This is a genomic window from Lichenihabitans psoromatis, assembly GCF_004323635.1.
GTDB lineage: Bacteria > Pseudomonadota > Alphaproteobacteria > Rhizobiales > Beijerinckiaceae > Lichenihabitans > Lichenihabitans psoromatis.
This window is the reverse complement of record NZ_CP036515.1, coordinates 4545005-4557377: the sequence shown is the minus strand read 5'-3', so window position 1 is coordinate 4557377 and position 12373 is coordinate 4545005. Positions and strand designations below refer to the sequence as shown.

The 12373-nt window shown below is 62.2% G+C and carries 10 protein-coding genes; 3 read left to right on the top strand and 7 right to left on the bottom strand.

Annotated features, from left to right (window positions below):
- Positions 1-20: 20 nt before the first annotated feature.
- Positions 21-485 (top strand): cyclic nucleotide-binding domain-containing protein, encoded by a 465-nt coding sequence (locus tag EY713_RS21210; RefSeq protein ID WP_131118935.1) that lies wholly within the window; start codon positions 21-23, stop codon positions 483-485.
- A 24-nt stretch (positions 486-509) separates the two neighbouring features.
- Here the strand turns inward: EY713_RS21210 and EY713_RS21205 are convergent, their stop codons facing one another.
- From EY713_RS21205 to EY713_RS21175, 7 genes are all read right to left on the bottom strand, one after another.
- Positions 510-1271, bottom strand: coding sequence for a polysaccharide deacetylase family protein (locus EY713_RS21205; protein WP_131118933.1), 762 nt, complete (start codon positions 1269-1271; stop codon positions 510-512).
- Positions 1268-2437, bottom strand: coding sequence for a glycosyltransferase family 4 protein (locus EY713_RS21200; protein ID WP_342635965.1), 1170 nt, complete (start codon positions 2435-2437; stop codon positions 1268-1270). The genes EY713_RS21205 and EY713_RS21200 overlap by 4 nt, the downstream gene beginning before the upstream one ends.
- The gene (locus EY713_RS21195; RefSeq protein ID WP_131118931.1) at positions 2434-3612 is read right to left on the bottom strand and encodes an ABC transporter permease; all 1179 of its coding nucleotides are present in this window, start codon (positions 3610-3612) and stop codon (positions 2434-2436) included. Before EY713_RS21195 ends, EY713_RS21200 begins: the two co-directional genes overlap by 4 nt.
- Positions 3609-4607, bottom strand: coding sequence for an ABC transporter permease (locus tag EY713_RS21190; protein ID WP_131118929.1), 999 nt, complete (start codon positions 4605-4607; stop codon positions 3609-3611). Before EY713_RS21190 ends, EY713_RS21195 begins: the two co-directional genes overlap by 4 nt.
- Positions 4608-4613: 6 nt before the next feature.
- Complete coding sequence (locus EY713_RS21185) at positions 4614-6530, bottom strand: ABC transporter substrate-binding protein (RefSeq protein ID WP_245572822.1); 1917 nt, start codon at positions 6528-6530, stop codon at positions 4614-4616.
- Positions 6518-8440: an ABC transporter ATP-binding protein gene (locus EY713_RS21180; RefSeq protein ID WP_245572821.1), complete on the bottom strand. Its 1923-nt coding sequence runs from the start codon at positions 8438-8440 to the stop codon at positions 6518-6520. The genes EY713_RS21185 and EY713_RS21180 overlap by 13 nt, the downstream gene beginning before the upstream one ends.
- 113 nt (positions 8441-8553) lie before the next feature.
- Positions 8554-9753 (bottom strand): DUF3095 domain-containing protein, encoded by a 1200-nt coding sequence (locus EY713_RS21175; RefSeq protein WP_245572820.1) that lies wholly within the window; start codon positions 9751-9753, stop codon positions 8554-8556.
- A 181-nt stretch (positions 9754-9934) separates the two neighbouring features.
- On the opposite strand from EY713_RS21175, the gene EY713_RS21170 reads away from it, so the two are divergent.
- Both EY713_RS21170 and EY713_RS21165 read left to right on the top strand, forming a co-directional pair.
- Positions 9935-11347 (top strand): circularly permuted type 2 ATP-grasp protein, encoded by a 1413-nt coding sequence (locus EY713_RS21170; RefSeq protein ID WP_131120050.1) that lies wholly within the window; start codon positions 9935-9937, stop codon positions 11345-11347.
- Positions 11348-11412: 65 nt separating this feature from the next.
- Positions 11413-12369 (top strand): alpha-E domain-containing protein, encoded by a 957-nt coding sequence (locus EY713_RS21165; protein ID WP_131120048.1) that lies wholly within the window; start codon positions 11413-11415, stop codon positions 12367-12369.
- The last annotated feature ends 4 nt before the right edge of the window (positions 12370-12373 follow it).

The following is a 12373-nucleotide window of genomic DNA, read 5'->3' as shown; positions in this document are numbered from 1 at the left end:
GTTCGGAGAAAGGACGTGTCGTGAGTTTGTTGAAGGAAGACATCGAAGTCCTCCGCGAAGTCCCCATCTTTGCGTCGGTCGAATTGTCGAAGCTTAAACTTTTGGCATTCGCGTCCCAACGCATGGCCTTCGATACGGGCCAAACCCTATGCCGCGAGGGTGAGAGCGGAGAAACCGCTTATGTGATCATCAAGGGCCAGGCGGATGTCTCGGTCCGTGCCGGCGATAGCGAGGTGACGGTCGCGACCGTCGGCCGGAACGATTTCATCGGCGATATGGCGATTCTCTGCGATATGCCGCGAACCGCGACCGTGACGGCCGCATGCCGCTGCGAGACGCTGGTGATCGGTAAGTCTCAGTTGATGGGCTTGTTGAGGAGTTTCCCCGATATGGGGATCGCCATGATGCGAGTCTTGGCAACGCGGCTCGAACGAACCAACCGGGCACTTGCCCAGGTTCAGCACGAGCGCGAAAACCTGCATTGACGTGGGCTCAACGGCGCGGATCGTTCAGTCGGCGGCCGCGACGGCCATAAAAGAAACGGCTGGGCTTGGCCGAACCTCGTCGAGAAATTGCTCGAGAAAGTCCCACGCCGCTTCGTCATGAGCGAGGTGATGGGCTAAAAGCCCGATCGGTCCGCGATGCAGGCGCGCCGCATCGATGGCGCGAACGAGCCGTCCACAGAGGTCGGGGATGCTGCGTCCGCGGTGTCCGTTGCGCCAATCGATGAGATCGAGATCGCAATTCAGAAGCTTAAGGCCATCGACCCCGCCGGGCGTCGGCCGATCGAACGTCGAGAGCGTGCGATAGCCTGCTTGCGGAAGCGCGGGCAATACGCTCGGCCTGATGCGATTCCAGGGCGGCACGAGCGTATCGGCCGACCCCGACCCGAACAGATCATGCAGAGCGCGCCGCCCCTCCGCCAATTCAGCCAGCACGACCTCATCCGACCGATCGCCGCCGAGTTCGCAGGCGCGCTCGCCCGGACGGGCATGGTTCGTGTGCGCCCAGCCGTGCTGGCAAGGCGTCACCCACCTTCGCTCAGCGACCCAAGCCGCGAGCGGCGCCGTCGCGCCGGCCGGAATAACGGCGAGCATCACCGGCATGGAATGGCTGCCGCTGAGGTCACCGAGGCGATTGAGAGCGGGCGTCACGGCGATCGCGTCGTCGTCGCGCAGCCAAAACCGTGTCGTGCCTCCGTCATCGGCCGTTCGATCCAAGGCCTCTCGCACCGCGATCCAGGGATCGTCCGACTGTCCCGAGATCATCATGGTGCGGCTCCGTTCATCGGCTGACGCGCGCGGTCGAGGCCGCTCTGCAGCCGGGCGGCTGCGCCCGCGAGGGTCCGCTCGCCGTGCACGAACGCAGAGGCGGCTTCGCCGAACGCCGCGCGAAGCGCGGGGTCGGTCAGCAGGCGCGCGATCGCCGCCGCATAGTCCGCCAGATGGTTCGCGGTAAGCAGCCCTGTCGTTCCGTCGCGCACCACGCTCGGTGTCCCCTCGCCGCGCACCGCGATGACGGGACGTCCACAGGCCTGAGCCTCGAGGTAACTCAAGCCGAAGGCTTCGTTGAACCCCGGCCAGACGAACAGATCGGCTGTCATGAGCGCGTCGGCCACGGCGTCTCCCGCCAATGCGCCGCGCCAAACCAGACGGTCGGGAGGAAGAGGCGCGAAAGCCGCTTCGACCTCCGACCGCGCCGGACCGTCGCCGATGATCGTCAAGCGCCAGTCGAGATGCTGAAGGCGCATCAAGGCCGCGGCCAAAAATCTGTAGCTGTGAAGCTTGTCTCCCGGCCGCATCATCGCGACCGTCACGAGTTGCGTGCCGTGACGCGTCTCCGGATGAGGCGATCGCGTATAGCGGCTCGTCTCGATGAAAGGCGGGAGATCGATCAGGCGGTCCGACTCATGCACGATCTCGGCGAGGCCGAGACGATCGTTGGCCGTGAAGCAGAAGTTGACGGCAGCCTCGCGGATCGCCGCCTCGACCAGCGCATGTCCGGCCTGCCATGGGCCGCCCTCACGCTTGGCCGCATGAGACGCTTCGGCCGTCACATAGGGCAGGTCGAAGCGCCGCGCCAAGGCCGCGCCGATCAAGTCCGGTGCTTTGTAATAGAGGTGATAGGCAAAGATCAGATCCGGCGTCAGGGCCGGTCGGTCGCCCCATTGCGCCGCGATGGACGCCACCTCGTCTCGCGCGCCCTCGGCGATGCGGGCTCGTTCGGCGTCATCCGGCGTCGCGCTGAAACAGCGGAACGTCGAGATCAGCGACACGGCATGGCCGCCCAGGCGAAGCGCCTCGATCAGCAGGCGTGCCATCTGTCGGTCGCCCGACGGCACAGGATGATTCGGCGCCTTCAGGGGCGCATAAAAACCAATCTGCATTGCGGGCTCAGCGCCCTCGGCGCGGAACCGCGCGATGCGTGGGTCGATCACGCATTATAAGGATCCGCCGCGTCGCGCAGGCCATCGCCGAGGAAGTTGAAGGCGAGGATCACCAAGATGACGGGCACGACCGGCAACATCAGCCAGGGATAGAGCACGACCACGTTCATGTTCTGCGCTTCATTGAGCATGACGCCCCACGAGATAATGGGTGGCCGTAGGCCGAGGCCGAGAAAGCTCAATGCGGTTTCGCCGAGGATCATCGACGGGATCGTGATGGTGGCCGAGGCAATGAGATGGCTGATGAAGCCCGGCAACAGATGCCGCGCGATGACGCGCGGGGTACGCGCGCCCATCAGCTGCGCCGCCATCACGTAATCTTCCTCGCGCAAGGCCAGGAGTTTGGCCCGCACTGCTCGGGCCAGCCCGGTCCAATCCATCATCCCGAGGATCACCGTGATGCCGAAATAGACCAGAAGCGGGCTCCACGTCACCGGCATGATGGCGGCCAGCGCGAGCCAGATCGGGATGTGCGGAATCGAATGCACGATCTCGATCAGGCGCTGGCTGATAAGATCGAACCAGCCGCCGTAATAGCCCGCGAGGCCGCCGATGATGAGCCCGAGACAGAAGCTGATCGAAATGCCGATGAGACCAACGGTCAACGACACGCGCGCGCCGTAGAGAATGCGCGACAGCACATCGCGCCCGAGACGGTCGGTGCCGAACAAAAAGACGTTGCCGCCTTCGGCCGGGCAGAACAGGTGCGTGTCACCCGGGATCAAGCCCCAAAAGAGGTAAGGATCGCCGTGGCAGAAGAAGCGGATCTTATCGACCTTGGACGTGTCCAGAGGATATTGTCGGCGCAGGTTCTTCATGTCGAGATGGAAGGTCGAGCCATAGACGAACGGGCCGACAAACGATCCTTTATCGAAGAAGTGAATCCTCTGCGGCGGTGAGCGAATGAAATCCGTGTCTCGCGTGCCTCCAGCATAGGGCGCGAAAAACTCCGAAAACGGGACCGTTGCGTAGAGCACGAGCAGGAAGATGCCCGAAACTACGGCCATGCGGTGGCGTTTGAACTTCCACCACATCAGCCGCCATTGCGACGCCAGATAGATACGCTCCTGCGCCGGGGACAGTCGCGTCACCGAGAGCGGATCGAAGGGAGCCTTCGAGACGAAATGCGCCAGAGGCGCGCCCTGCAAAGGAGCCACGCCTGTCATTTCGTTGTTCCTCCGATCAGGCGGATGCGCGGGTCGAGGAAGGCCAGCGCGATGTCGGAGATCAACACGCCGACGATCGTCAGGGTCGCGAGAAACATCAGGAATGATCCGGCCAGGTAGATGTCCTGACTTTGCAAGGCATGAACCAGGAGGGGGCCGGTGGTCTGCAGCGATAGAACGATCGCGACGAGTTCCGCCCCCGAGACGATCGACGGCAGGATGCTGCCGATATCTGAAATGAAGAAGTTCATGGCCATGCGAAACGGATATTTCATCAAGGCGCGCATCGGGTGCAGGCCCTTAGCCCGCGCCGTGGTCACATATTGCTTCTGCAATTCTTCGAGCAGATTGGCGCGGATCGTGCGGATCATGCTGCCTGTGCCGGCCGTGCCGATGATGATGACCGGGATCCAGAGATGCGCCAAGATCGATTGAAGTTTCGCCCAGCTCATCGGCTGATCAAAATACTTCGGATCCATCAGGCCGCCGATGGAAATGCCGAACCAAACGTTCGCAAAGTAGAGGAACAGCAGCGCCAGCAGAAAATGCGGGATCGCCAGACCCAGCAGTCCCAGTGTGGTCAGGCCGTAATCGCCCCAGCTATATTGATGAGTAGCCGAGTAAATACCGATCGGAAAAGCGACCAGCCAAGTGAAGATAATTGTCGTGAATGAGAGAAGCATCGTGAGATAAAGCCGGTCGCCAACGACGTTGCTAACCGGCATTTGGTACTCGAACGAATAGCCGAAATCGCCGACGAAAAACCCACCGATCCAGCGAAAGTATCGCTCCACCGGCGGCTTATCCAAGCCGTATTCCTTCTTCATGAAATCGATGCGGCTGTTATCGACCTTCTCGCCCTGGGCCTGCATTTCGGCGGCATAGTTCGAGAAATAGTCGCTCGGGGACAGCGCCATCACGCTGAAGATGATCGCACTTGTGACGAAGAGCGTCGGAATCATGATCAGCACGCGTCGCACCAGATAGGTCAGCATCGCGCGTCAGCCTCCGGGCGCATTGGCCAACCAGAACGTATCGGGCATGTAGATGCCGAAGAAGCCACTTGGGTCGAACGCATAAAGGGCGTCGACGGGCACATTTCTCATCTGATCGGAAATCACCACCGGCTGTTTCGTACCGTTGATGATCCCGATCGAGAAAACTTGATCAGAGTTGATCGACAACATCTTGCCCCAGATATCCTGCCGCTGCGCCTTGTTGGTGGAGCGACGCCACGCCCGGTAGAGATCGACCAGTTGCGCGGCTTCCGGCACGTCGACCGCATCGCCCTCGTGGCCGTCTGATTCTTGATATAAGCCCCACCGCGGCCACTGGAATTGCGATTCATGCATGGGGGCGAGATCGTCCGGCTCGATCGCCGAGGTTGGGTTGCCATTGTCGATCCCCGAGCCGATCGACATGATCGTGTCGCCATCGAGGATGCGTTTGCGGAACACGTCGCGATGCGCGGGATGCGTGAAGGCCCGCAGGCCGATCTTGGCCCAGTCATCCCCGACGAGTTCGAGGATATCGACATATTCGGCAACATCGCCCGCCGTCTCGACAATGAGGTCCGCTCTGCGACCGTCGGGGAGCAGACGGAACCCATCGCTGCCCCGCTTGTCGAGCCCCGCTTCATCGAGCAGCTTGTTGGCGGCGGCCGGATCATAGGTGCTCCACGCCTTCGCGTAGGTCTCCTTGAAGAGAGGGCTTTGCGGCAGCACTGTATCGGCGCTCTCGCGCGCAAGGCCGAAGAAGAGCGCTTGGTTGATGTCGTGACGATTGATCCCGAGCGACAAAGCGCGCCGGAAGCGTACGTCGCGCAGCAGCCTTTGCCAGACGGGATCCTTGGCATTCAAGTTTGGCATCAGCGCCGCAAACGAACCCTGACCGTTCTCCCACAGATTGACTTTGTAGTGGTTTAAATCCTCGTTCTGCTTAAGGAACGTGTAATCCTCGAAACCGAGATAGCGGGCCTGTAACGTGCTGTCGCCGCTCGCGGTCTTGGCCGGAATCAGGCTCGTGGTGCCGAGCGAAAGCGTGACGCGGTCGAGATACGGCAGTTGCTGGCCGGTCTGATCAACGCGATGGAAATACGGGTTTCGCTCGAACACAAACAGTTCGGCTGGTGCCGAGGTGCGATTGCGCCACGGATCGAGCGTCGGCAGATCGGGGTTGTCGCATCTGTACTGACGCGACATCCGCTCGTGCAGCGAGCCCCAGTTCATCACGCGCGCCTTCTTGACCAATTTATCGAGCGCGGCTGTGTCGGCGTATTTCGCATTGAACTGCTTGAGATAATGCGCCGGCATGAAGATGAAGAGCGGCTGCGATCCCGCTAGGGCAGGCAGGAAGGCCGGGTTCGGTTCGTCCCAGCTGTAGCGCACGGTCGTCGCATCGATGATCTCGACGCGCGGCGGCTTCCCTCGCACGAGGAGACTTGGGCTCGGACCGGAGGGCGACAGCGTCGCGTTATTGGCAACGTCCTCCCAATAATAACGAAAGTCTTCCGTCGTGAACGGCTGCCCGTCCGACCACTTATGCCCTTCGCGAAGATGCAGCGTGAAAACTTTGTCGTCCTCGATCTGGATACTCTCGAGAATATCGGGAACGAAGTTCAGCTTGTCGTCGAAGACCACGAGCCGCGCGTAGGAATAGATCGTCATCATGCGAAGATCGCGCTGGTCGCCCATCAGCATCTTCCATGTGCCGCCGGGGTGTCCGGTCTCGCGGTTCATCGAGGGAAGGTCGATGATGCGCGGATGCAGCGGCAGGCGCAGGGCGACCGGCGGAAGCTTGCCGTCGCCGACGTCATACTCGAAATACGGCGTCTCCCGCGGTGTCGCGATCTCGGCTTGCGCGGAGCAGGCGGCCAGCAGCAGGGCCAACAGCCCGAACAGCAGGCTCATGCGACGCATTTCGCCAACTCCCGGAAATCCACGTTGGGTTGCGCCAGAACAATGTGGCCATTGCCGAGGTCGATCGGCTTGAGGGTCTCGGGCCGGCCATTGTCCCTGAACGCCGGGGCCCATCGCGCCGGGTCGGATGCGCTTTTGCCTTTGAGGCTTCCAAAGTCGAGCGGTCGGTCAAGATCCGGGAACGGCACGGCGGCCAGCAGCGCCTTGGTGTAGGAATGCGCCGGCTGCCGGAACAGAACGTCACGTGGGGCGATCTCGACGATGCGGCCGTGCGCCAGCACTGCGATCCGGTCCGCCACATAATCCACCACAGCAAGATTATGCGAGATGAACAGGTAGGTCAGGCCAAGTTCGCGCTGCAGGTCTTTCAGCAGGTTGAGAACTTGAGCCTGGACCGAGACGTCGAGCGCCGAAACCGGCTCGTCGCAGATGATCAGATCGGGGTTGAGCGCGAGAGCCCTTGCGATGCCGATGCGCTGGCGCTGCCCGCCCGAGAAACTATGCGGGTAGCGATTGAGAAAACGGCGGTCGAGCCCGACGGCGCTCATCAAATCGCCCACCCGGCGAACCTGCTCGTCGTGATTGCCCATGCCGTGAATTTCGAGCGGTTCGCACAAGATGTTCAGCACCGTCATGCGGGGCGACAGCGAACTAACGGGATCCTGAAAGATCATCTGGACGTGCTGGCGAAAGTCTCGTTCGGCCCGACCGCGCAGCTTCAGGACGTCGATCGCCTTGGTGCCATCATTGAACGTCACCGAACCGCCGTCGGCCTTCATGGCCCGCATGATCAGCTTCGACACGCTCGTCTTGCCACATCCGCTCTCGCCCACGAGACCGAGGCATTCGCCGCGCATGATGTCGAAGCTCACGTCATCGACCGCGACCACGGGCTCCGCCGCCTTGCCGAACAAGCCGCTGCTGCGCGAGCCGTAGACCTTCCGGAGATTGCGGACGCTCAGCAGGGGCTCGTTGCCGCTTTCCGGCCGGGGCGGACGTGTGCTGACGAGCGGACTGATGTCCTCCTGGGCATCGCGCAAGGCGACGAGCCGCTCATTCGGCTTCATGTCGAAATGCGGAACCGCCTTCAGGAGAGCGCGGAGATAGGGGTGACCCGGCCGGCGGAAGATATCGTCGGCGGCGCCGGCCTCCATGACTTCGCCATGGTAGACGACCACGACCTCGTCGGCCATGTTGGCGACCACCCCGAGATCATGCGTGATCATCAGAATTGCCATGCCAAACTCGGTCTGCAACTCGCGCATCAGATTAAGCACCTGCGCCTGGATGGTGACATCAAGAGCGGTGGTCGGCTCGTCGGCGATCAAAAGAGCGGGGCGGCAGATCAACGCCATGGCTAGCATGGCGCGTTGACGCAGACCGCCGGAGAGTTCGAAGGAATACATGCTGTAAGCGCGCGCCGGGTTCTTGAAGCCGACGAGGCCGAGCATGTGCTCGGTCATGTTGCGGGCCTCGCCGTGCGGAACCGGTCGGTGCAACCGGAGTGCTTCCTCAATCTGATTGCCGATCGTATGGACCGGCGACAGGGACGACATCGGCTCTTGGAAGATCATGCCGATGCGACCGCCGCGAAGATGGCGTATCTCTCTGCCGTCACGTGGCATCAATGCGATGTCGACCGGCGGTTCGGAGGCTTTCTTCGGGTCGCTGAACAGGATCTGGCCGCCCGTGACCGAGCCTGCCTTGGGCAATAACCCCATGATGGCTTGGGAGATGACGGTTTTGCCCGAACCCGATTCGCCCACCAGCGCCACGGTCTTGCCAGCCGGCACCCGGAAGGATACGCCCTTCACGACCTCGATCGGCCGATCCTGCAATCGGAACGCAACCTTCAGGTTGTCGACCCGTAGGATGTCTGGCTTCGCACTCTGCAAGATGTTCTCGGTCAAATGATGCCGCTCGATCGAAACCTCTGTGCCTTAACGATGTCACACGGCGCGGGCGGAAGCTAGCGCACCACGGAATTTAAGCAGACCTATTCATTCCGTCGCGGGCCGGCCCATCAGGCCAGCAGTCTCGATTTAAGATCGCGGGCCGCCTCCGCATAGCCGCCGGACGCGCCGTCGATAAAATGCACGTGGTTGGATTGCACCACCGAGGGGATCACGCAGGTGATCGTTGCGGCATCCTGACGATGCAGGCCATAGACCGCGATGGCGTCGCGAGCCGCGTCTTGCAGCCGTGTCTCGATCCGATCGGCGTGCGCTGGCGTACAATCGAGTGTCATCATCAGCCCATCATCATATTTCCGGAAATCGGAATTCTCGACCACCTCGCGGAGATAACGTTTCGGCGAGAAGCCGCCAACGCTCCAGCCGGTCGTCAGCAGAACGGTCGCCAAAACCGAATAGGCGGCCTCCGCCAACCAGCGGTGGATCATCGAGGAGCTTGCAGGCTGCATCCTCGCGTCGATCCCGATCGCGGCCAATTGCTGCCGCAACCCCGGCCGAAACACAGGCATCGGCCGGGCCTCGTCCGGGCCTTGCTCGGCGATATGCAGCACCTCGCGCACGAGGGCTTGGAAACGCGGGTCGTCGGGGCCGGAGGTGGGCCGCACCAGCACCGAGAGGATCACGCCATGCTTGGCGACGAGATCGTGGAACCGGCAGGTGAGGCCGGTCAGATCGGGGTGGGCATCCTTCGGCGCGGGCGCGACCGCGACGTCGCCCGCCTTGAGGCGCCGCTCGGCCCAGGCGAGGCCGCCGCCCGCAAACATCGCGTAGGTGACGTTGTTTGAGACCGCGAACCGCGCCACGCGAACATCGAGAGACTGGGCGCGGATGTCGCTGACCGAGACAATGCCCCCACGGAGGACGAGGTTCAACTCGCGTCCAACCCAGGCGACCGTCGCGGCCAGCGCTGCGCTGGCCTGTTCGGCGTCCTCCGGTCCGACCGCGAAACTTGCGCCGTCACCGCCGAAGATGAAGGGGAATTCGAGAGTCCCGAGTGCGTTGGACACCGCCGAGATGACCGCCGCGCCGGCCGTGTTGACGGTCTTGTAGCGACCTTCCGCGATGGCTTGGCTCGACGACACCACATCGGCGATCCCGACCACCCAGTCGTCGGGCAGCGGCACGAAGGATGCCGAATCGGCAATGCCGTGAAAACCAGAGAGGGGAACGAGGCTACGATAGAACGCGGCCGTTCCAAGCGCCTGCATGCGTCCGTGCCCGTCGCGATCGAGGCTCTCGGGCTGTGTCATCGATGCGATCTGCTCCTCGCGCGGATGATCGACGTCGGCGCGCCGCGCCAACCTATTATGACGGAACTCTTTGGCATAGCCATTCGTCCTGTCCCTGGCATAAGCTTTGCTCGATCGCTGTGTCCAATCGCCTCCTGGAGACCAACATCACGTGTCGCCCAAAGGTCAGTTTTTCGACGAAATGACGGGACCCGATGGAGAGCCGCGCGAGGTTTATGCGCGGTTGTCGCGGTGGCTTGCAGAAGCCCCGCCCGAGTTGCTGGCCTCGCGCCGGGCCCAAGCCGATCTGCTCTTCCGCCGCATCGGCATTACGTTCGCGGTCTATGGCGAGAAAGATGCGGCCGAGCGGTTGATTCCGTTCGACATCGTGCCGCGTCTGATCAGCCAGAGCGAGTGGCGGCGACTTGAGGTCGGCCTGGTGCAGCGCGTGAAGGCCATGAACATGTTCCTGGCCGACATCTACGGTCCGCGCGAAATCCTCCGGGCCGGCATTGTGCCGTCGGCGCTGGTCTATCAGAATCCGTACTTCCGGCCCGAGATGGTCAACGTGCGCGTGCCGTTCGACACCTATGTGCATATTGCCGGGATCGACATCGTTCGCATCGATGCGGACGATTTCTACGTGCTCGAAGACAATGCCCGCACGCCGTCCGGCGTGTCTTACATGCTGGAAAATCGCGAAGTCATGATGCGGCTCTTTCCGGAGTTGTTTGCGGCCCATCGGGTGGCTCCGGTCGAGAATTATGCCGATCTGCTGCTGCAATCCCTCCGCAGCGTCGCGCCGCGGACCGCGGACGCCGATCCGGTCGTCGTGTTGCTGACGCCCGGCCAATATAACTCCGCCTATTACGAACACTCGTTCCTGGCCGACAAGCTCGGGATCGAACTCGTCGAAGGTCGCGATCTCTTCGTCGACGACGATGTCGTTTACATGCGGACCACGGAGGGGCCGAAGCAGGTCGACGTCATCTATCGACGGCTCGACGACGACTTCCTCGATCCGCTTGCGTTCAGGCCCGATAGTACGCTCGGCGTGCCGGGGCTGATGAGCGCCTACCGGGCCGGAACCGTCACGCTGGCCAATGCGGTCGGAACCGGGGTGGCGGACGATAAGGCGCTCTACACCTATATGCCCGAAATCATTCAATTTTATTTGGGCGAAGTGCCGCTCCTGAAGAACGTGCCGACCTATCGGTGCAGGGAGCCAGAGACGTTACGCTACGTCCTCGAGCATCTTCCTGAACTCGTGGTCAAAGAGGTCAACGGCTCGGGCGGCTACGGTATGCTGGTGGGCCCCCATGCCACGCGCGCCGAGATCGAGCTTTTCGCCAAGAAACTCACGCTCGACCCCGCCAATTTCATCGCTCAGCCAACGCTCGCGCTATCGACATGCCCCACCGCGATGCCGGGCGGGATTTCGCCCCGGCATGTCGATTTTCGCCCGTTCGTGCTGACCGGCTCGAAGGGCGTCCGGGTGGTGCCGGGCGGGTTGACGCGTGTCGCCATGCAGGACGGCTCGCTGGTGGTCAATTCCAGCCAAGGCGGCGGCACGAAGGATACCTGGATCATCGAAGACGCGGGGACCCGTTCATGAACCGGACCGACAGCGACGGCGAACGCGCCGCTTTTTCGATGCGGCGTCCCGTTCGCAAATTCACCATGCTGTCGCGGACGGCCGACAATCTCTACTGGCTGGCCCGCTATATGGAGCGGGCCGATTTCCTCGCCCGTACGGTCGAGGCGACACAGCGGCTCGCCGCTCTTCCGGCCGTCTACAATCAGGCCGGAACCGAGTGGGAAAGTGCGCTTGAGTCCTCCGGCGCCGGTGATCCTTACCGCGCCAAATATGAGGTGGTCGAACCCGACAAGGTGATGGATTTCATCATCTTCGACGCCGCAAACCCCTCGTCGATCCGCAACTGCATCGAACTCGCCCGCACCAATGGGCGAGCCGTGCGGACGGCGCTCACGGCCGAAATGTGGGATGCCATCAATGGCGCCTGGCTCGAACTCAAGCGCTTCGAGGGATCGCGAACCCGGGACGATGCCGCGCGGCGGGAAGAGATCACGCATTTTCTGGATTTCGTAAAGCAGACGTCGCTGGTTTTCGACGGCTCCGTCTATCGCACGATGTTGCGGGACCCGTCCTACTGGTTCTCGCGTCTCGGCGTTTTCGTTGAACGCGCCGACAACACCGCCCGTATTCTGGACGTGAAATATCATGTGCTGTTGCCCGAGACCGAGGCTGTGGGCGGCTCGCTCGACTATTTCCAGTGGACCGCGATCCTTCGCGCCGTCTCGGCCCTGACGGCCTATCACTGGGTCTATCGCGAGAGCATCAAGCCTTGGCTGATCGCGGATCTGCTCATTCTGCGCCTCGAGATGCCGCGCTCGCTGCTGTCCTGCTACGAGAATATCAATCGATGCCTCGACTCGCTGGGTAAGGCCTACGGCCGGCAAGGTGCGGCCCAGCGTCAGGCGAGGCGTGTGATGGCGCAATTGGAGAATGCCTCGATCGAGGAAATTTTCCAGCAGGGCCTGCATGAGTTCATCACGGGCTTTCTGGACGATAACAATAAACTCGGCGCCGCAATCGCGGAACAATTTCTGGTCTGAGGTC